General features: G+C 48.5%; 19 protein-coding genes. 11 read left to right on the top strand and 8 right to left on the bottom strand.

The features are described from left to right. Window positions 1-26: 26 nt before the first annotated feature. The 8 genes from AR543_RS02005 (at window position 27) to AR543_RS02040 (ending at window position 9,032) form a co-directional block, all read left to right on the top strand. Window positions 27-1,730: a CotH kinase family protein gene (locus AR543_RS02005; protein ID WP_060531384.1), complete on the top strand. Its 1,704-nt coding sequence runs from the start codon at window positions 27-29 to the stop codon at window positions 1,728-1,730. Next, a complete protein-coding gene (locus tag AR543_RS02010; protein WP_060531385.1) occupies window positions 1,720-3,504 on the top strand; it encodes a CotH kinase family protein in 1,785 nt (594 codons plus the stop codon). The genes AR543_RS02005 and AR543_RS02010 overlap by 11 nt, the downstream gene beginning before the upstream one ends. A gap of 28 nt (window positions 3,505-3,532) precedes the next feature. Then, the gene (locus AR543_RS02015) at window positions 3,533-4,240 is read left to right on the top strand and encodes a polyphosphate polymerase domain-containing protein (RefSeq protein WP_060531387.1); all 708 of its coding nucleotides are present in this window, start codon (window positions 3,533-3,535) and stop codon (window positions 4,238-4,240) included. A gap of 26 nt (window positions 4,241-4,266) precedes the next feature. Next, a complete protein-coding gene (locus AR543_RS02020; protein ID WP_017813361.1) occupies window positions 4,267-4,950 on the top strand; it encodes a DUF4956 domain-containing protein in 684 nt (227 codons plus the stop codon). A 307-nt stretch (window positions 4,951-5,257) separates the two neighbouring features. Next, on the top strand, window positions 5,258-6,301 hold the full coding sequence (locus AR543_RS02025) for an amidohydrolase family protein (protein ID WP_060531389.1): 1,044 nt from the start codon (window positions 5,258-5,260) through the stop codon (window positions 6,299-6,301). Between the two features lie 80 nt (window positions 6,302-6,381). After that, on the top strand, window positions 6,382-7,047 hold the full coding sequence (locus tag AR543_RS02030; protein WP_060531391.1) for a hypothetical protein: 666 nt from the start codon (window positions 6,382-6,384) through the stop codon (window positions 7,045-7,047). Between the two features lie 243 nt (window positions 7,048-7,290). Beyond that, complete coding sequence (locus tag AR543_RS02035; protein ID WP_060531393.1) at window positions 7,291-7,962, top strand: response regulator transcription factor; 672 nt, start codon at window positions 7,291-7,293, stop codon at window positions 7,960-7,962. Further along, window positions 7,959-9,032, top strand: a complete 1,074-nt coding sequence (locus tag AR543_RS02040; RefSeq protein WP_060531395.1) for a HAMP domain-containing sensor histidine kinase — start codon at window positions 7,959-7,961, stop codon at window positions 9,030-9,032. Before AR543_RS02035 ends, AR543_RS02040 begins: the two co-directional genes overlap by 4 nt. A gap of 147 nt (window positions 9,033-9,179) precedes the next feature. Here the strand turns inward: AR543_RS02040 and AR543_RS02045 are convergent, their stop codons facing one another. From AR543_RS02045 to AR543_RS02055, 3 genes are all read right to left on the bottom strand, one after another. Then, a complete protein-coding gene (locus tag AR543_RS02045; protein WP_082472087.1) occupies window positions 9,180-10,748 on the bottom strand; it encodes a histidine kinase N-terminal 7TM domain-containing diguanylate cyclase in 1,569 nt (522 codons plus the stop codon). Between the two features lie 172 nt (window positions 10,749-10,920). Next, the gene (locus tag AR543_RS02050; RefSeq protein WP_060536602.1) at window positions 10,921-11,514 is read right to left on the bottom strand and encodes a TetR/AcrR family transcriptional regulator; all 594 of its coding nucleotides are present in this window, start codon (window positions 11,512-11,514) and stop codon (window positions 10,921-10,923) included. 159 nt (window positions 11,515-11,673) lie between these two features. Beyond that, window positions 11,674-12,264, bottom strand: coding sequence for an NAD(P)H-dependent oxidoreductase (locus AR543_RS02055; protein WP_060531399.1), 591 nt, complete (start codon window positions 12,262-12,264; stop codon window positions 11,674-11,676). A gap of 120 nt (window positions 12,265-12,384) precedes the next feature. Here AR543_RS02055 and AR543_RS02060 point away from each other — a divergent pair, with 120 nt between their 5' ends. Both AR543_RS02060 and AR543_RS02065 read left to right on the top strand, forming a co-directional pair. Continuing rightward, window positions 12,385-12,813: a MarR family winged helix-turn-helix transcriptional regulator gene (locus AR543_RS02060; protein ID WP_060531401.1), complete on the top strand. Its 429-nt coding sequence runs from the start codon at window positions 12,385-12,387 to the stop codon at window positions 12,811-12,813. Between the two features lie 89 nt (window positions 12,814-12,902). After that, entirely contained in the window at window positions 12,903-13,832 is a 930-nt protein-coding gene (locus AR543_RS02065; protein ID WP_060531403.1) for a phosphotransferase enzyme family protein, read from the top strand. A 131-nt stretch (window positions 13,833-13,963) separates the two neighbouring features. Here AR543_RS02065 and AR543_RS02070 read toward each other — a convergent pair whose 3' ends face one another. From AR543_RS02070 to AR543_RS02080, 3 genes are all read right to left on the bottom strand, one after another. Continuing rightward, entirely contained in the window at window positions 13,964-15,445 is a 1,482-nt protein-coding gene (locus AR543_RS02070; RefSeq protein WP_060531404.1) for a DUF4179 domain-containing protein, read from the bottom strand. Beyond that, window positions 15,432-15,965 (bottom strand): sigma-70 family RNA polymerase sigma factor, encoded by a 534-nt coding sequence (locus tag AR543_RS02075; protein ID WP_060531406.1) that lies wholly within the window; start codon window positions 15,963-15,965, stop codon window positions 15,432-15,434. Before AR543_RS02075 ends, AR543_RS02070 begins: the two co-directional genes overlap by 14 nt. 219 nt (window positions 15,966-16,184) lie before the next feature. Next, window positions 16,185-17,207: an SDR family oxidoreductase gene (locus tag AR543_RS02080; protein ID WP_060531408.1), complete on the bottom strand. Its 1,023-nt coding sequence runs from the start codon at window positions 17,205-17,207 to the stop codon at window positions 16,185-16,187. Between the two features lie 264 nt (window positions 17,208-17,471). Here AR543_RS02080 and AR543_RS02085 point away from each other — a divergent pair, with 264 nt between their 5' ends. Continuing rightward, a complete protein-coding gene (locus tag AR543_RS02085) occupies window positions 17,472-18,659 on the top strand; it encodes a hypothetical protein (RefSeq protein WP_060531410.1) in 1,188 nt (395 codons plus the stop codon). 108 nt (window positions 18,660-18,767) lie between these two features. Here AR543_RS02085 and AR543_RS24185 read toward each other — a convergent pair whose 3' ends face one another. Further along, the gene (locus AR543_RS24185; RefSeq protein ID WP_158523918.1) at window positions 18,768-18,935 is read right to left on the bottom strand and encodes a hypothetical protein; all 168 of its coding nucleotides are present in this window, start codon (window positions 18,933-18,935) and stop codon (window positions 18,768-18,770) included. Between the two features lie 112 nt (window positions 18,936-19,047). Continuing rightward, window positions 19,048-20,109, bottom strand: a complete 1,062-nt coding sequence (locus AR543_RS02090; RefSeq protein WP_060531412.1) for an LLM class flavin-dependent oxidoreductase — start codon at window positions 20,107-20,109, stop codon at window positions 19,048-19,050. Between the last annotated feature and the right edge of the window lie 5 nt (window positions 20,110-20,114).

The raw sequence follows: 20,114 nt of genomic DNA on the forward strand, positions 1-20,114 counted from the left end.
CTGGAATGAGAAGATCGGAGGCAGTTATGAATAGGTACCAGAAGGCAGCCGTAGTGCTGACCGTAATACTGGGCGTGCTGATTATGGCCGGGTGCGAGGATCGGAAGGATACCTCCGCCGCCAGTGCCAGTACCCCTGCAGCCGGAGCGGTAGCCAACTACCATCCCCGGCTGGAAGACAACCAAAGTGTCTACAAAACCGACAGTCAGGACAGCGTGATCCATATGTATCTGACGATCACCAAGGACAATCTGACTGCTGTACATCCCGAAAGCTGGAAACAGCTGAACGAGATCAAGCTGCCGGATGACAATACGCCCGACAAAAGCGTAAATGCCATTCTACAGCAGGGCGACGCGACAGGACCTGTAGCCGGCAAATTCGGTTATGACACCAAAACGCCGAACGTCATGGTCAAACTGCGTGGTAAATCAACCCTGAGCTCCAACCAGAAATCCTACAAGATTAACCTGTACAAAGATGCGGGCGAATGGCGCAGCCAGACTACAATCAATCTGGTCAAAAGCGCTTATGACTTTTCCCGTATGCGTAATATGCTCAGCTACAATATGATGCAGCGCATACCAGATATGGTCAGCCTGCGTACCCAATATGTACAGCTGCATGTGCGTGATCTGACAGCTGGCAGTAATGCCGGATATCAGAATTACGGACTGTATACCCAGGTGGAGCAGCCGAATCGCACGTTCCTGCGCTCCCACGGACTCGATCCGAATGGTCAGCTGTACAAAGCATCCAATTTTGAATTTTACCGTTATGAGCAGGAGCTGAAGCTGGAGAGCGACCCTTCCTTTGACCGGACAGCCTTTGAATCGGTTCTTGAGATCAAAGGCAATCATGACCATGCCAAGCTGCTCAAAATGCTGGATGATGTGAACGACTCGACCAAGGATTTTGATGAGGTGTTCAACCAGCATTTTGACCGGGATAACTTCCTGACCTGGATGGCTATCAATATTCTGACCGATAATATCGATACCCAGACCCAGAACTTTATGCTCTACTCTCCGCAGAATTCCAACACCTGGTATTTCCTGCCATGGGATTATGACGGCGCCTGGGGATTCTATGATGATGATGAAGCCCGCCGTGCTCCATGGAAAGCAGGGATTGCCAACTACTGGGGCAGTGAGCTGCAAAATCGCTTTTTCAAAAATCCGGCCAATGTGACCGCTCTGCAGACCAAGATCAAAGAACTGCAAAGTATTATCAACCGCGAAGAGACCCAAAAGCAGGTCGACAAGTACCGCCATATTACAGAGCAGTATGTCTATCAGCTACCTGATCTGGGCAATCTGCCGGAGCCGATTGAAGAATATAGCGGCGAGGTGAACCATCTGATGGATATTCCGGAAGAATCGGTCGCCCGCTTTGAGAAAATGCTGCAGTATCCGATGCCATTCTTTATGGGGGATGTACAGCAGCAGGGCAGCAACCTGTCGTTCCGCTGGGATAATTCCTACGATATGCAGGCCGATGATATTACGTATCACTTTACGCTTGCCCGCACACCGGATATGACCAACGCACTGCGGGACGAATCGAAGCTTACTGTCAATGAACTGAAGCTGGACGGGCTGACTCCGGGTCGTTACTACTGGCGTGTACTCGCGGAAGACAGCCAGGGACATGATATGCCTGCTTTTGATATTTATGAAGATCTGAACAATGTGAATCATTATGGAGTGCGTGAATTCTATGTCAAATAAGCGAGTCTCCCGTCTGCACTTCTTCCGTGAGGCTAATACAGACCATCGTCAGAACGGCGGACGCTCGCTGATGCGTCTGCTGTTACCTGCTCTACTGCTGCCTCTAGCGCTCACTGGATGCAGTGTTCCCAAAGGGCTGCTGCCCTGGGACGTGAATCCGGCAACAAGTGTACAACAAGAAGCCTATTCAAGCGATACGCTCAGCGATAATCATAGCCTGTATGAAGACAAAAGCCGTACAGGTATTACCGATATCTATATTACGATCATGCACCAGAATCTGGATCGTAACCATCCGCTCAGCTGGGAACAGCTCAGTGAGGTCTCCCAGCCGGACGATGAAAATAACCGCTCGCTGGATGCCATTTTCCAGGAAGGCAATGCGCAGGGACCGGTACACGGCATGTTCGGCTACTCGGATTATCAGTCCAACAGCTCCATCTCCCTGCGAGGCAGCGATTCTCTGCGTTCCGCGCAAAAGTCGTACAAGATTAAGCTGAATGGACAGGCTGGCGCGTGGCGCGATCAATCGACCATTAATCTGATCAAGTCGGTCAATGATCTGACCCGTTTTCGCAATCGGCTCAGCTTTGACTATATGACCCGGCTGCCGGATATGGTCAGTATGCAGACTTCCTTTGTACGGCTGCATGTCAAAGATCTGACCCAGGAAAAGGATTTTAGTACCGACTTTGTCGATTACGGATTGTATACGCAGATTGAACAGCCCAACAAAAAGTTCCTGCGTACACACGGACTCGACTCCAGCGGCGGATTATACAAAGCCAAAAACTTCAAGTTTGACCGTCATGCCGAAGCACTCAAGCTGGAAGATGATCCTTCCTTTGACAAGGATCAATTCCAGGACATTCTTCAGGTCAAAGGCAGCAAGGATCACCAGAAACTGCTGCAGATGCTGGATGATATGAATGCCAGCAGTCCAGATCAGTTTGACAGTGTATTTGACCGCTATTTTGACCAGAATAACTTCCTGAGCTGGATGGCTGTCAATATCCTGATGGATAACGACTCCACCTCGTCGGAGAATTACCTGCTCTACTCGCCGACCGAATCCCGCAAATGGTTCTTTATTCCATGGGATTACGACAGTGCCTGGGGCAAAGGACAGCTGTCCGGTACAGCGATCAACCAACGTGCACCGTGGCAACATGGTATCGCTAGCTACTGGGACAACCAGCTGGTACGGCGTTATTTCCAGAACCCGGATCATGTGCGGCTGTTGACCGCCAAAATCGACGAGTTCCGCAAAATCATTACCCCGGCGCAGACTGCCCAGATGATCGCCGGCTACCGTCAGATCGCGGATCCAGCCGTGCTGCAGTCCAGTGATCCCGGCTATCTGCCCGGTAGTATCAGCGATCGTGAGCAGGAACTGAAGCAGCTGCCTGCCTGGAGTGAAAGCAGCAATACCCTGTACCGCGAGAGTCTGGAGCGCCCAATGCCTTTCCGGCTGCTGGAGCCGCAAGTGCAGCAAGATCAGCTGACCTTCAACTGGGAGCCTTCGTATGATCTGCAGGGCGAGGCGCTCAGCTATCATATTCTCGTCTCCCGTACACCGGATATGACGGCTCCGCTGCTGGATCAGCAGGTCGGCAGCGAGACGACAGCCAGTATGGAAAATCTGTCGTCCGGCCAATACTTCTGGACGGTTACTGTAGAGAATACATCCGGTCACACCATGACACCTTATGATCAATACACCGATATCGACAACATTGCGCATTTTGGCGTCAAATCCTTGTATATTCCCTGAATGCCAGTGAACAGAAAAGAGGACAACCATGAAGTTCGCCAATAAACGGCTGCGGCATGAGCTGAAATACTATATTGCTCCCAACGAATACGAAGCACTGCGCCGCCGGGTCGCTACCGTGATGCGGCTGGATCGCAACTCCATCGGCAATGAAGGCTACCATATCCGCAGCCTGTATTTCGACAATATCAACGAAACAGCTTTATTCGATAAAAACAACGGCGCTTTCCAGCGCAAGAAATACCGCATCCGCATTTACAATCGCAGCGATGCTGTCATCAAACTGGAGCGCAAAAGCAAATTCAATGAGTTCACAGCCAAAGAATCCGCTTCGCTGACCCGGGAACAGTTCGATTCGCTAATGGTGGGGGAATCGCAGTTCCTGCTGGAGTCCGGGGATTTGCTGATGCGTGAATTCTACTATGATCTGCTGCATGGACAGCTCAAGCCTTCTGTCGTAGTCGATTATATCCGGGAAGCGTATATTTATCCGGTCAGCGATGTACGGATAACGTTCGACAAGCAGCTGCAGGCAGGTGTGCAGTCTTTTGACATCTTCGATCCGGATCTGGTGACACTGGAGTCGATCGATGGTCCGCGCCAGATTCTCGAAGTGAAATACAATCAGTTCCTGCCTGATTTTATCAAGCATCTGATTCAGCTGTCTTCACATAACCGCTCGACCATTTCCAAATATGTACTATGTAAAGAAAAACAAAAAGTGTTTACGGGCTGACCGCCTGGAAGGGGACAAATAGCAACATGAACGAAACGACCAATTTTAGTGATGTTATCAAAAAGAGCTTCCTGCAGTTGGATTCATTCAACCAGGTTTCTTTTATCGAAATGTTCTGGAGCCTGCTGATCGCGTTTGCGATCGGAATGCTCATCTACTGGGTATACCGCAAATGTTACCGCGGTGTGGTCTACAGTCATAACTACAATGTATCTTTTGTACTGATGACGATTATTACCTCGCTAATCATCATGACGATCAGCAGCAATATCGTGCTGTCCCTGGGGATGGTCGGCGCGCTCAGTATCGTTCGTTTCCGGACAGCGGTCAAGGACCCGATGGACATTATGTTCATGTTCTGGGCGATTTCCGCCGGGATTGCTACCGGTGCGACGCTGTATGCTTTTGCCATCGTCGGTTCGATCGTAATTACGCTGGTCATCTTCTTCATGTCCCGCCGCCAGAACGGCGAGGCTCCGTATCTGCTCGTGATTCACTATGACGAATCCGCTGCCGAGCCGGTCAAGATTGCCCTGCGCAAGCTCAAGTATGTACTGAAATCCAAAACCGTTCGCAAAAACATTACCGAGATGACCGTCGAGATTCGTCTGGCCGATCCGGATAATACACAGTTTATTAATGAGCTGTCCAATGTAAGCGGTGTGTCGGATGTAGTGCTGGTGAGTTATAACGGGGATTACGCGCAGTAAGACTGGATTCCATTTACTAATATCCATGCCAAACCAATAAACACCTTAATAAAAACCGTTCCCGGTATGCTGCCGGATAACGGTTTTTTTGCTTTTTCCATTACTAACATTTTGTTAACACTTTCTCATCAACTTAACAACATTTTCTCGATAAAATGCAGATATCAGATGAGAACATACTAGTTCAAAAGCCAGTATTCCTCTTCAAAAATCATCAATGCATAATAACGACAGGGAATAACGGCAGCTGATCTTCGCAGATTCACAAATTATAAACAGCAATATTAAGGAGGTTATTATCAAAGCCATGAAGCCAAATACAAAAAAAACAAAGCAAGCATGGATTATATCTATTCTGCTGGGAACGACAATGCTCTTCTCATTCAATGCTTGGAGCAGTGCATCTCCTTCTGCTGCCAGCACAACAGATCCGGCAGTGTCCGGCACTGAAGCCGCTGACAAGCAGCCGGAACAACAATCGCCAGTCTCCAATATTATCGATACGCAGATCCATATGGGACCCGGCAGAATTGAAGAAACACTGGCTGCTATGGATGCTATGGGCATTCAGTCGGTATTAATTGATGAATTCTGGCTGCCTGGTACCGATTACAAGCCTCATCATAAGTTGGCCAACGGAAGTATCCGTCCGGTGAATCCGACGGCAGAACTAGCTGCACAACTTTATCCCGAGCGATTTGGCTGGGTGCTTCGTGTAGAGCGAAATGATCCAGAATATGCATCCATTATCCGTATGGTCGATGATGCGCCTGCCGGAAAAGGCATCCGGATCATCCCGGGTATGACTCTTCAGGAAACAGAAGCTTTTGCCCAGGGCAAATATGATCCGATTCTGGCGGCTACAGAGAAAGCGGGACTTCCCTTGTTCCTGTATCTGCCAGATCATCCTGAACTCATTGCCAAAGCGGCTCAGAAATTCCCTAACCTGCGCATTATCGTGGACCATATCGGACTCTACAGCAATGCCATGCGAACCATGTTCGGCGGCGCGGTTCCGGCTCGTTCCTCCGAGGAACAGCTGGCTCTATTCGATCAGGTACTCGCTTTATCCAAGTTCCCCAATATTGCACTGAAATGGTCCCATGCCTCGGAGATGTTCGAGACACCGGTCTATCCGGGTCAGGCACTGCAGCCGATGCTGCGTAAAGCCATCTCCAGCTTCGGAGCAGATCGGATGATGTGGGCCAGTGACTATTCTGTGAATCAACGTGGAGAAAATTGGTCAGAGATTCTGTACGGTACCAAAGGCAATACCAATCTATCCGACCAGGAACGCGAAGCCATTATGGGCGGAACCGCACGTAAATGGCTGGATTGGCCAGCTTCATAATCTCACGATCCACTGGCATATAATTGTATAACCAATCATGAATCATCTACCCAAAAAAAGAAAATCAAAGGAGAAATAACATGACTAATTCATTCAAAAAACTCGGTGTATTATTAACAACAGCCGCACTCGGCTTCAGCTTGGTGGCATGCAGTTCCAACACATCTGAAGCAGGTCAAAGTACAACAAACGCAACAGTAGCAACGACAGCAACAGCAGCAACGCCTACAAGAGCTGAAATTCTTGCAAAGCCGCATGAAGTCATCTACGAAACAGGTAAAGTAACCAAGGAAAATAGTGAAGAATTGCGTCTGGCTTCCCAAAAAGAAGCACAAAAGCTATATGGAGATTCAAAAGACCTCTCCGATCAGATTAAGTTAACTTTATTTGACTGGTGGGGAAATTGGAAACCAGACTATGAATCCTGGTTGAAAATCGCGGATGGCTTGTACGCTCAGAACGGCGAAATTACAGCTATCGGTGGACAAACGCAAAAATACAGTGATTACAGATTGGCCATGAAAACCCAGCGTGACCAGGTTGATATGGAGATGGGACCTATCATGAACATTACGGTAGATGGAAATACAGCAACGCTCGTGTATCATATGTACCTAACACCAAAAGCAGCACCTGACAAAACATTCGATACTATTGTCACAGAATACAACACCTTCGGAGAAGTCGACGGTAAATTGATGGTCACCGATCTTCATCTCTACACCGATGGCGGTGGCATGTTCTAAGAGTTTTTCCACAGATAATAATGAAAAGCGGGCAGACGTGTGCAACCACACACCTGCCCGCTTATTTATTTGGCAACAAATCTAATTCAACGCAGGATCCCATCCGAAATATAAACAAAACCTTAACAAGTCTATGTTACAATCGACGCAGTTGTGCAGGTCTAATCCTTATAACTGCCATAAATCATCGATTCATCAACTCACCTTTCATTTAGCGAAAACCAACTTAAGGAGATAACACATATGTTTAAAATACTGGTGGTCGAAGATGATCGCGAACTCAATCATGCAGTGCGTTCCTATTTAAGTCAAAATGGTTTTGAAGCAATAGGATGCCTGAATGCCAATGATGCTTATGATGCCATGTATAATACGCTATTTGATCTGATCATTTCCGATATTATGATGCCTGACGTGGATGGCCTGGAATTTGCTAGAACCGTACGGGAAGTCAATCAGGAAATACCTATTCTATTTATGACCGCACGGGACGATTTTGCATCCAAACAGGAAGGATTCCGCGCTGGCATTGATGATTATATGGTCAAGCCGATCGATTTGGATGAACTGATTCTGCGAATTGGTGCTCTGCTGCGCCGCGCCCGGATTGCTTCGTCCAAAAAACTGAGTATTGGCAGTCTTACACTGGATGCCGAGGAATATACCGCCTATATCAATGAAGAAGAAGTCCCTGTCACGGTGCGGGAGTTTAACCTTCTCTATAAATTGTTATCCTATCCCAAAAAGACCTTCACCCGCTCTCAGCTCATGGATGAGTTCTGGAATACAGAGACTTCTTCCAGTCCGCGCACTGTCGATGTATATATGACCAAGCTGAGAGAGAAGTTTGCGGACTGTGAGGATTTTGAGATTATAACCGTATACGGTCTTGGCTACAAGGCGGTGGTTAAATGAAGAGCAAGGAAGAGAATTACCAGATCAATCACAGTCTGTTCTCCATCATGGGCTATGTACGTTATTTTTTGATGATTACTTTTGTAGTAAGTGCCAGCATCCTGCTATTTTTTGGCGGTTCCAATATTCCGCCTGAATTTATTCGAACTAGTCTTCCGATTACGTTTGCCAATCTGTTTCTTCTGACGTTGCTCTGCTGTCTGGTCAATGGAATGCGCCGCAAATTCGTATGGGAACGCCCGATTCGGCGAATTCTGGAAGCGACTTATCAGGTAACCCAGGGAGATTTCCACACCCGGATTCAGCCTGTAAATCGTTGGAATGGTGAAAATGAACTGGACGTGATCATTAACAACTTCAACAAAATGGCCGAGGAACTGTCCAGTATTGAAATGCTGCGTACCGACTTTATCGCCAATGTCTCTCATGAACTGAAAACTCCTTTGGCGGTAATCCAGAACTACTCTACTATGCTGCAGAATCCGGCATTATCAGTTGAAAAACGAATTGAATATGCCCATACGATTACCGATGCCTCGCGCAGGCTGTCCGACTTGATTACCAATATTCTGAAGCTGAACAAGCTGGAGAATCAGCAGATTTTTCCGGAAGCAAAGACTTATAATCTTGGCGAACAGCTCTGTGAATGTATGCTAGGATTTGAGAATGTATGGGAAGAGAAAGCACTGGAGATTGATATTGCCATTGAAGAGGATATACAAGTCAAAGCTGATGCCGAGCTAATGAGCCTGATCTGGAATAATCTGTTCTCCAATGCACTAAAATTCAGTAATCCTCATGGCAAAGTAACCATCCGTCTGACTACGGAGAATGATCTGGCTGTGGTGCAGGTTACGGATACAGGCTGCGGAATGCTGCCGGAAGTACAAAAGCATATTTTCGAGAAATTCTATCAGGATGATTCCTCACGTGCCACGCGTGGCAATGGCCTTGGTCTTGCCCTTGTAAAGCGAGTTGTCGATATTACAGGCTGTAACATTGCGGTGAAGAGTTCACCTGGAGAAGGCAGTACTTTTATCGTGAAGATGAGACGGGATGGAAGAAGATAACTGTACGGACAGGTTTCATTTAATGGTATAATATGGTATAAGATAAAGCCTGAACGCGTGTATATCTTCAGCATTCAGGCTTTATTTTATGTATACATAAGAGATTAAATCCTTGTCTTTAAATATTGAAAGCAGAGATTTTTTTAGCTATCCATACACCTGCACACAATTCCGTCCCATTCGCTTGGCGGCATACAATGCATGATCAGCCTGGCGGATCAGCATCTGTACCGACGTCTCCCGGTCACCAGGTGTCACCTGTACACTCGCCACGCCAAAGCTGGAACTGATGCGCATCGTCTCGCCATCGACCAGCAGCTCGCTACCGGCGATGCGGCTGCGAATCCGCTCAGCCAGCTCGTAGGCTTCCGTGACCGACGCGCCGGGCATACAAATCACGAATTCATCGCCGCCATATCTGCCGGCAATATCCTGGTCATCGAGAATCTCGCGTGCGGTAGCCGCCAGATGCATCAATGCGATATCACCCGCTTCATGTCCGAACGTATCATTCACCTGCTTGAACTGGTCAATATCGAACATAATGACCGCTACCGGTCCGCCCTCTTCGCTAGACAGTCCCTGAATCGCCTGTTCGGAGCGCTGCATCAGCGCCGTCTTGTTGAGCAGGCTAGTCAGTCCATCGGTGTTGGCGAGATACTTTAACTGCTCCTCCAGCTGAGCCTGCTCGGTAATATTAGCGAAAATCACAATTCGTCCGACTGGCGTTCCTTTTTTGTCCCGTACCGGTGCAAAGCGGATACGGAAGTACGTCTTCACGGCTCTGCGCTCGCACTCATAATCACATTCCTGTCCGAGCAGTATCTTCTCACGCAGTACCGGGTAGCTGTCCAGCAGACTCATCATCGGCATACCAATCGCCTGGGCATTCAGCCCTTCCAGCAGATCAACCATCGCGTTGTTGTAGTCTACCAGCACGCCATTTTCATTGAGTACAACGACGCCATCCTCCATACTCTCAAACACAATATCGCGCGCGATCGGTGCCACATCGAACATCTGGTACCTCAGCAAGGCAATACTGTGAAATACAAACGAAACGCTGATAAAAAAGGGGCCCAGATCGATCCCGTACGGACTTTTGCCGCCCACATAAAAAAAGCTCGCGACGACCGGAGCGACCAATCCTGCGACCATCGTCAGAATCTGCATCCGGAACCGCCATCTGACCCTGCGCATCTGCCACAGCAGAATCAGTACACTGATCGCAAGACAGCCATACAGGTAAAAGAAGTGCACATAAAAATAAAGCCCATGCACCAGCCGGGTTACCGGAAACGGCGTATCGGTGCTCAGGCTGATCGCCCGATAATACAAATGATGCCATTCATTGGTATGCTGCATGACAATCGTCGCCAGTGGAATCAGGAATAATACATAGTAGACCCACCGTGGTAACCGCTGTCCGACATAATCGCAGCACATCAGCAGCGTAAAGGCAGGAATAAAAGGCAGCGGAATATACTCGACCCGCAGCCAGAACCATGTCTCCTGCAGTCCGGGACTGGTCAATTCAAATAAATAAGCAAAATTAAATACCGAAGCCAAAAAGGTTGTAATGATATAGTACTTGCCGCCGGGTGCCTGTCTGAACCTGAACAGGGCATATACGCACAGACAGAGACTGAGTGCGCCTCCGCCAATAATGATCAGGATATACGTTAACAGCTCTTGTTCCATCTTCACCTGCTCCATCGAACTAAGCTACACTGCAGCCCAAGCTGCCGAGCTTGCTGGGTTATCCAGTCCATTATATAGCAGATGATAGACGTAAAATAGAATTGACTTTTATGAATCGAAGTCAATCATCCCTAAATCTGGAATATTGTACAAGTTGCTTGAGCTAGACAAATAGCCCATTCCAGCATTATGACGAAGCCTGAAGCCCCCGGCAGAGCAGTGTCCAGACTTCATCGAAACACCGGTCAATCTCCCCATTCTCCCATTCAGCCGCATGAGCCGGATGGTGAAAATAAGATGTGGCATTAAACAGCGCACGCGCCGTAGTAACCGGATCGCCTGCTGCCATCTCGCCGCTGTCCATGCCCCGGCGGATAATGCTAGCGATCTGCTCGTTCATTGCCCGAATATGTTCTGTAATAATCGGGATCGGCTTCGCGGATACCGCTGCATACATCGCGAACATCTCGGCATCTTCTACCGCATATCTGCGCTTGCTTTGGATCAGCGTATCATACCAGTGACGCAGCCGCTGCAGCTCGCTCCCGCCAGTCTGCCTGGCGATTGCCTCTAGTGGATCGGAGAGGGTATGCAGCCAGCGCTCGGTCACGGCTTCACGCAGTGCCGCCTTGCTCGGGTAATGCCGGTAAATGGTGCCGTGGCTGACTTTGAGCACCCGTGCCACATCGACGACCGAGGTTTTGTCCGGGCCATAGCGGCGAAGTACCTGCTCCGCCGCATCGAGAATATTTTCTTTGGTTAATGGAAGATCTGATGCCATATCCTGCGAAGACACGGATAGGCTATATAGCTGGCCTGTCGCTGTCTTCTTCCCCCTTGCTTCTATTAATAATCCGAGTCATTCCGTAATGCCAAGGTATACTTTATCTTAGCATAACGGATAGTAGAGGAGTATCAATATCCTGATTCTGTCATTGCTTTAATAGGCTGTCCGGAAATAATGATAAATCTTGTTCAGCTTCTGTTCATGCTTGCCTTTGGGATTCTCCATGCTGCCAAATTCAAAAAATTTCACCTTCCGAATGCCGATGTAATTAAATAAAGCCCGCCGCATCAGTACCCGGTGTGCATTGTTCAGCCACAGCTGCAAATAGCCTGCCGGTCCGAGCATGGTAGAGATGCACACCACCGACTTGCCTTTCAGCAGACCTTCCGGTATTAAATCTCCTTTTTTGCGATAGGCATAGGCAAATCCCGACGCCATCATGCGGTCGATAAATCCCAGCAGCATCGCCGGCGGCCGTCCCCACCAGATCGGGTAGACGAATACGATACGATCCGCCCACAGGATCTGTTCCCGGTAGGTATTCAGCTCGGGATCGATATGCATATCCCGGCGCCGCTTGTGTTCATTGAATACCAGGGCCGGGTTGAATTCATCTGCATACAGATCAATAATCTGAATCTCTTCGTCGGGATGATGATCCCGGATACCTCGAATAGCCTGCTGCATCATGGCATAATTCAGACTCTGGTGATTAGGATGGGTGTAAATCAATAGTGTACTCATACGTTCACTCTCCAATTAGTTATCATTTGATAATTAAATGGTAGACGATATCTTTTTGGTTGTCAAATGATAATTGTTTTATGATAATCATTTTGGTATGTTGAGAAATGAGGTGAAACGATGAATACCAATGATTTGTTCCAGCAGTTTGTCGCTTTTATTGCATCTGTACACCAGGTGAGCAGCGAGATGACCCGCGATATTCCTGTCGGTGAACTGACACCGGCCCAATATAAAATCATGGAGTACCTGATGGTCAGCCAGCCGGTAACGCTGAGCGAGATCAGCGAATGTATTCATATGTCCATGCCCAACACCAGCCGCGAACTGCGCAAGCTGACCGATAAAGGATTATGTGAAAAAGTTACTGATCCCCAGGATCGGCGCAAGCAGCTGATTCGCTTGTCCGATCAAGGTAGCACACTGATGGACGAGATTTTCCGAACGGTCAAAGAGCGCTTTGTCCAGCGAACAGCTGCATTATCGGGAGAAGAGAAGGTACAGGTTGAACAGGCGCTAACACTGCTTCGCCAGAAAATACTGGATTGATTCTGTCTGCAGGCAGGCTTGGTTAACTGTCACAGCACAACCATTCCCTCCTAACACCAATACAATTCTCTGACCTAAAAGGAGAAGCAATGAACTCTAACCAACCCTTTCTCGATCTCAGTCATGATGATATACTGCCGGTTTTAAGCCAGTATTCATTAGGCGTTATTCATTCCGTCAATCTGCCTGAACAAGGTAATACTTCACAAGCACGGATCGTACACTGCGCTGCTGGCATGTTTGTGGTACGACGTCTGAAGAACCGCAGTCAAGCTGAAATGGAAGTAGCTCTATCTGACATCATAGCTGAGTACCGCGTATGTCCACCTATTATACGTACTATACACGGACAGCCTTTCACAGTTCATCAGAATAACTACTACAATGTGCAGCTATATATCGAACCGCTACCTGTGACACCCAATTCCATAGATTACGAACAAATTGGTGCAAAAACAGCTTTGTTCCATACGATGACACGCTCGCTTAATCTATCGGTTCAGCCCGATCGTTTTTCATTAACTGCTGCGATAGATTTGTTGAATCTTAATTATCATTATCAGCAAATGGATAAGAAGGATCAGCAGATTATTTGTACACTTCAGTCCCATATAGCCCAATGCCTTCCTTATGAACATCCACCGATTCAGCATAGCGGCTATATTCATGGGGATTTGGGAAAGTGGAATCTGGTCTTTGGCAAGGAAGAGACATTTCTGATCGATTGGGGAGAAGTGCGCCGGGGCGATCCTCACTTTGATATTGCCGCGCTGGTTACCTCTATGCTTGATCTTACACAAGAGACTCGAATTAATCAGGAGCATATCCGCTTGTTTAGAGAGGGTTATCAGCGATATGGACAGATCAATAATGCTACGCTATTCGAGCACATCCAACTATGGACCGTACGAGGAATTACAGCTTTATTAATACAGCGTGGTCTACATAAAGCTGTACTTCGTACTGCAGAGCGCTTGCTACATACCTTGCCTATTTACCGGAAGCTGTTAAATATATGAACAAAAGCATAGCAAAAAGGCACAGAGAATAACTCTGCGCCTTTTTGCTATACAAAGATCAAACAATTCATACAGTGTCCCTATCTTTTGGAGACTACCTCGTTGCTAGCACATAGCTACATAAGCAAATGCTACTGGGTAACTCGGGTAAGAGGAATCTCTCCCAGGTAACGCATATTGCTCACGTAATAACACAATCGATCACCTGGTTTCAGCTTCGTTTTGTCATACGTAATGAGATATTGTCCTGCATGAGCAGGGTCAGGAATGATTTGAGCCGGGCGCCCTCTTACTTCATGCATCTTCTGGTCGCCATACCACAAGCTATAAGCGACCATGTAGGCCTGGTACGCTTCGCCGGGCTGTATACGCAGAGTAATCTCATTGTCTGTAAACGTTCTCTCCATGATTTTCACTTTTCCGGTTGTTCCCATATCCAGTTCGATTGGATGGGAATCACTTGGCTCCTTCTGGATCGGAACCGGATATTTCTTGGAAACGGGTTCCAAATTAAACGTATACGGGATCAGTGTGAGATCACCAGCATCATCAGGCAGACTGCTATATTCCATATGTGGAGTGGCAGGCTCTCCCGAATCCTCCAAAGGATGGTACGGACGATTCAGCGCATCGAGCAGAATAAAATGAACCCCGCCTCCTTCATATCGATGATGCCACTTGTCAAACCCGTCAATCTTCAGGTCTATATAGGTTGTTGCCGGTGTGACGTCCGCTTCAACAGTTCTAACCGCTAGATTTTCGGATAAAGAAGCTTTCTTTTTCAGAATATATCTTGCAGTTTGAGCCTGCTTTTGTACACTTACATTATAAATAAACGGAGAATTCGGATTCTGTTTCAGACTGACCCGGATTTGCATATTCAATTGTGCAGGCATTTGAGAAAGCTCTATATCCGACGGCTCATTGGAAACAATCCCATCAGGCAGACCAAATAATACTTGGGGATCGAGATTCAAATACAGACGATATTGATCCGTACGTTCGCTATGATGTTGTGCCCGGATCTCCCCTTGTTCTTTGGCAGAAGCGGCTGACTTGCCATCAATGTAGATTTCCACGTCCTGAATAGGCTGTTTCTGCGTATCATGCTGCTTCAGTTCAAGGTATACTTTTCTGCCATCATATACGACCGATTCCAGTGTCATCGTGACACCCTGCTGCTCTATACTCAGAGGATCAGGCTTGCTTTCCCGCTCATCGGCCGTCACCCAGCCCAGATGCGAAGTCAGCTGGTAGACAGCAGGTACGCCTGGCAGCTGCTTGAGTGTATGGGCCATATCAGCCGAGAAATAGCCGGAACCGAGTGTACCACCTATACCAATCAGCATCGCAGCCGCTGTCATGCCATAACGCAGCATCCAGGGGGATTTGCGCTTGGTCACAGGCTGTACCTCCATCGTGTCCGGAACGGATGCTGCTTGTTCCTCCTGGGGATCTCGGGACAGATTTCCCCGGATATTTTGTCCTGTCTGCCCCTGTTCGATAGCGTCATATACGAGCTGGAGGCGGGACTGTATATCCGGTGGAATCGAATCATTCTCTGTCTGCTCCGCACCACTGCGCAGCCATTCGTCCAGCTTATCGTTTTTCATGGGTATGCCCCCCTTCTTCCTGATCTTCGATCCAGCGGGATAATAGTTTGCGTATCCGGTGAAGCCTTGTTTTGGCCGTACTTTCCGAAATATCCAGAATCTCGGCAACCTGTCTCAGCGGAATATCCTGAAAATAATGCAGAATAATCAACTGTCGCTTGTCCTCTTCCAGCTGATCTACCACCTGACGAATATCGACCGAATCATAGGCGGTGTGAGGCGGAGTAGACTGCCTGATTTCAGAAAAAGGAATAATCTGCTTGCGCTTGCGTAAGGTCAGATTACATTGATTGATCAGAATGCGAATCACCCACGTCTCGAAAAAATGACTTTCCCGCAGCTGGGGCAATGCTTCATACGCGCTAATAATTGTCTCCTGCATCACATCTACAATATCTTCCTGGCGTTTGACCATAGCGTGCGCGATCCGGTACAGTCGTCCTTCCATATGCTTCATTAACTGAAGAAATGCACGGTGGTCACCATTTCTGGCATTTTCGACTTGCTGCTGTATATCCAATAGGAGATTCACCTTCTTTGCTATCGACTGGAATGCTATGGACTGTCTATCCAAACTAGAACAGCCTAAAATCACACGATTAGATAAATGGACTTCCTAAAAGGTTACATCCTTTGGCAAAAAAAGTTTAGCCCACTCGATATCATCACAAAAAACAGCAGTCCACTTGATCGTGAACTGCTGCCCATACTTATATTTGCAGCTGCGTTACTTGCAGCTTTATTTCCCGCTTTTGATCTGTGCCGCGGCCTGATCCAGTGCTTCGATTACACGGTCGCACCAGGCATCGAACTCGGGGTCTTCCTGCTGCAGCTCCGGGTGATCCAGAATATGCTGCACAGTGCGCCGAATGCCCTGATCCACACGGATTGTAGCCACGAATTCCGGTACCAGACGCTTCAGCTTGGTATTGTCGAATACGACGGTATTGGCCTTGTCTCCCAGCAGGCTGCCCCGATAATCTTCCGGGCTGCATGCATCGAGGAACTCGGACGCCACATGGACTGCGTTCAGACGCACACCCACTACACTCGCGATCACCTCATGAATCTGGTTCCAGGTGACCGACTCGTCGGATGTAATATGCACCGATTCGCCGAGAGCATGAATATTACCCATCAGCCCGATAAATCCTTTGGCAAAGTCTTCACTGTGCGTCAGTGTCCACAGCGATGTACCATCTCCATGAATAATGACCGGTTTGTTGTCCAGCATCCGGCGGACGACCTGCCAGCTGCCCTTGCTGCCGTGTACGCCCAGTGGAATCGAGCGCTCGCTGTACGTATGGCTCGGACGCACAATCGTGATCGGGAAGCCCTGTTCCCGGTATTGCTTCATCAGATAATCTTCACAGGCGATCTTGTTACGTGAATACTCCCAGTAAGGATTCGCGAGCGGCGTGCCTTCGGTAATCCGGTAATCTGACGGTGGTGACTGGTACGCCGAAGCCGAGCTAATAAAGATAAACTGTTTGGTCTTGCCGTTGAACAGCCGGTAATCCCGCTCCAGATGCTCTGGCACAAAGGCGATAAAGTCAGCGACCACATCGAATTCCAGGTCGGCGATCAGCCCGGCCACCTTTTCCTCATCATTGATATCGGCTTGCAGTATATGTGCATTCTTCGGCAGATCGTCGTTGCGATTGCCCCGGTTGAGCAAATACAATTCACATCCCTGTTCCAGCAGCTGACGCGTAATCGCATCGCTGATCGTTCCTGTTCCTCCAATAAATAACGCTTTCATAAATACACCCCCGCAGATAGGATTAAATGCTCATCACTCTGCCCTCTACGATAGCATGCAGCTTGTTCCTTTACAAATCATCCTGATTCGCATCTGCTTGCCTGCCGGTACGTATAGCCTGTAATGAGCTAGTCCAAGACGCTTAACAACGTCTATATCATCTATTCAGAAAATAATTCTTCTACTGCCATTATTTGTGGTTCAAAACAGCTGTTTTTCTTTATTAACTGTTGGAACGCATAATCTCTCAAAGGGGCGAATCGAATGAAAAGAAAATCTCGGTTAACGGTTCTTCTGCTGCTCTGCCTGGCATTGGCGCTATCTCCTGCAATCGCTTTCAAAACAGCGGATGCAGCACGTCCTACCACAGCGACACCAGCTGCAGATCTGCGCGCAACCATGGCCAAAGTATATGGTGAGCACAGCTATATGATGGTTATCGCGATGCAAAAGCAATTTAACCAGTCCAAGGATCTGCCGCAGGCAATGGCAGCCCTGAACGCCAACACCAATAGTATCGCAGCACTTCTGTCCAGTACTTACACGGATGCCGCAGCATCCCAGATCAAGGATCAGTGGAAAAAACATATTCAATACTTCATGGACTATGTGACTGCGACGCGCGATAACAATGCGGATGCCCGCAAAGCTGCTCAAGCCGGCATGAACAGCAGCACGACTGCCATGGTCACTGCCATGAACACGCAGAATCCGAATATCAACGAGACTAAACTGCTCAAGAATCTGCAGGCTCATGATACGTATCTGCTGCAGTCCTTTACATCCTATGCAGAGGGCAAATATGGAACGACCTATTCGGCAGCACACAGTGCCTATGCACGGGCTACGCTGATCGGAGCTTCCATGGCAACTGACATTGCCGAGCGTTATCCATCCCGTTACAAACGCAGCACGACTCAGACCGAAGCTGCCTATTTCCGTCAGCAGGTCGGTGAAGCTCTTGGCGAGCATACGATCCTGTCCGTGCTGATGCTGCAAAAAGGCAATGACAATGCACCGGATCTGGCCAGTGTCAAAGCCGCTCTGGACCGCAACACCCAGGCACTGACCAATACTCACCAGCGCCTGTTCGGCTCCAATGCTGCTGCAACATTCAACAGTCTCTGGAACCGTCATATCCGCGACTACCAGGACTACATGACAGCTACCCTGAATAACGATCAGGCTGGACGCGCTGCTGCCAAAAAAGACCTTGGCAAATTCGTTGCCGAGTTGACCGCTTTCCAGACTGGCCGTCTGCCGCTGAACAAAACCAAAACGTATCAAGCGAACGCTATGCACGGTGCTCATGTGATCACTGCTTTTGATTCCTATCATGCAGGTGGATATGCCAAGTCCTATGAAGCACTGCGTACCGGTTACAACCATATGTGGATGACTGGCAACACGCTGTCTGAAGCCATTGTGAAGAAATATCCTTCCAAATTCTAAATAGTTGTATAAAAAAGCCTGATCCTCCTCGCGGGGATCAGGCTTTTTGCGTTGGCAGATTTTGCTGGAAACAGATGAATAGGCTTCAGTATAAGCGAAAAGTGGCATCTACTTTGGAAAGGAAGAAGGGAACGTCTCCCGGTTAAGCCTAGAGAGAATCGAATACAGAAATGCAAAAAGAACCGGAACAGCTTGTTCAGCATCCGGTTCTTTGGGCAGATTATAGTATAGCGACAGTCCGCTATCGATTTGGTTGTCTGTTAATTTGTCATTCATATTATGGCACTGCAGATCCTGTATCAAACCGTAACATGCCATTTCAACTTAACGATTATGAAGGCGTCTGAGCATGGATGAGTCTAGAAGTGAAATCGATTGGCTGCCTGCTTTATTGCTCGCTATTTTCCGCTTCCCAGCGGGCTACTTCTTCGCGTACCCGTGGAGCGACTTCTGTACCCAGCAGTTCAACAGCGCGCAGCACATCGTCATGATTGGACATGGTGCCGACCGGTGTATGCAGCATGAAGCGGGTGATCCCTACCTGTTTGCGCAGGTTAATAATCTTGGTAGCTACGGTCTCCGGGTCGCCTACATAGAGGGCGCCTTCCAGACTGCGGGCAGCGTCAAAACTGGCACGGGTATACGGTCCCCAGCCGCGCTCGCGTCCCAGTACATTCATGCTCGCCTGGGTGGACGGGAAGAATTTATCGGCCGCCATCTCGGTGGTATCCGCGATAAAGCCGTGCGAATGGGAAGCGACGCTGAGCTTGGAAGCATCATGTCCGGCATGAGCGGCGGCTTTGTAATACAGCTCTACGAGCGGCGCAAACTGCACCGGACGACCACCGATAATTGCCAGTACAAGCGGCAGTCCGAGCAGACCGGCACGTACAACCGATTCCGTATTGCCGCCGCTACCGATCCAGACTGGCAAAGGCTCTTGAACCGGACGCGGATAGATACCCCGATTGTTGATTGCCGGACGATGACCGCCTTCCCAGGTAACTTTTTCCGAATCACGAATCTTCAGCAGCAGTTCCAGCTTCTCGTCGAACAGGGCATCATAATCATCCAGATCATAGCCGAATAGTGGGAAAGATTCGATAAAAGAACCGCGTCCCGCCATAATCTCTGCCCGTCCGTTGGAGATCGCATCCAGTGTAGCGAACTCCTGAAATACACGTACCGGGTCTGCCGAAGACAGTACGGTTACTGCACTGGTCAGGCGAATACGCTCGGTCTGTGAAGCTGCCGCTGCGAGAATGACAGCTGGAGCAGATGCTGCGTAATCGACACGATGATGCTCGCCTACGCCAAAGATATCCAGCCCTACTTTATCTGCGAGTACGATCTCGTCTACGACCTGGCGAATACGCTCAGCGTGGCTGATAGTCTTTCCTGTCTCTGTATCTGGTGTTGTTTCTACAAATGTACTGATTCCGATTTCCATAATTA

Origin of the sequence: Paenibacillus bovis (assembly GCF_001421015.2) — a bacterium.
In the GTDB taxonomy this organism is placed as follows: Bacteria; Bacillota; Bacilli; order Paenibacillales; family Paenibacillaceae; genus Saccharibacillus; species Saccharibacillus bovis.

Bases quoted from the DNA above. Each gene is read 5' to 3' on its own strand.
- AR543_RS02085 (WP_060531410.1), top strand. From the start codon at position 17,472: ATGAAAAGAAAATCTCGGTTAACGGTTCTTCTGCTGCTCTGCCTGGCA.
- AR543_RS02080 (WP_060531408.1), bottom strand. From the start codon at position 17,207: ATGAAAGCGTTATTTATTGGAGGAACAGGAACGATCAGCGATGCGATT.
- AR543_RS02090 (WP_060531412.1), bottom strand. From the start codon at position 20,109: ATGGAAATCGGAATCAGTACATTTGTAGAAACAACACCAGATACAGAG.
- AR543_RS02050 (WP_060536602.1), bottom strand. From the start codon at position 11,514: ATGGCATCAGATCTTCCATTAACCAAAGAAAATATTCTCGATGCGGCG.
- AR543_RS02055 (WP_060531399.1), bottom strand. From the start codon at position 12,264: ATGAGTACACTATTGATTTACACCCATCCTAATCACCAGAGTCTGAAT.
- AR543_RS24185 (WP_158523918.1), bottom strand. From the start codon at position 18,935: ATGAATGACAAATTAACAGACAACCAAATCGATAGCGGACTGTCGCTA.
- AR543_RS02035 (WP_060531393.1), top strand. From the start codon at position 7,291: ATGTTTAAAATACTGGTGGTCGAAGATGATCGCGAACTCAATCATGCA.
- AR543_RS02010 (WP_060531385.1), top strand. From the start codon at position 1,720: ATGTCAAATAAGCGAGTCTCCCGTCTGCACTTCTTCCGTGAGGCTAAT.
- AR543_RS02015 (WP_060531387.1), top strand. From the start codon at position 3,533: ATGAAGTTCGCCAATAAACGGCTGCGGCATGAGCTGAAATACTATATT.
- AR543_RS02070 (WP_060531404.1), bottom strand. From the start codon at position 15,445: ATGAAAAACGATAAGCTGGACGAATGGCTGCGCAGTGGTGCGGAGCAG.
- AR543_RS02025 (WP_060531389.1), top strand. From the start codon at position 5,258: ATGAAGCCAAATACAAAAAAAACAAAGCAAGCATGGATTATATCTATT.
- AR543_RS02040 (WP_060531395.1), top strand. From the start codon at position 7,959: ATGAAGAGCAAGGAAGAGAATTACCAGATCAATCACAGTCTGTTCTCC.
- AR543_RS02005 (WP_060531384.1), top strand. From the start codon at position 27: ATGAATAGGTACCAGAAGGCAGCCGTAGTGCTGACCGTAATACTGGGC.
- AR543_RS02020 (WP_017813361.1), top strand. From the start codon at position 4,267: ATGAACGAAACGACCAATTTTAGTGATGTTATCAAAAAGAGCTTCCTG.
- AR543_RS02065 (WP_060531403.1), top strand. From the start codon at position 12,903: ATGAACTCTAACCAACCCTTTCTCGATCTCAGTCATGATGATATACTG.
- AR543_RS02045 (WP_082472087.1), bottom strand. From the start codon at position 10,748: ATGGAGCAGGTGAAGATGGAACAAGAGCTGTTAACGTATATCCTGATC.
- AR543_RS02060 (WP_060531401.1), top strand. From the start codon at position 12,385: ATGAATACCAATGATTTGTTCCAGCAGTTTGTCGCTTTTATTGCATCT.
- AR543_RS02030 (WP_060531391.1), top strand. From the start codon at position 6,382: ATGACTAATTCATTCAAAAAACTCGGTGTATTATTAACAACAGCCGCA.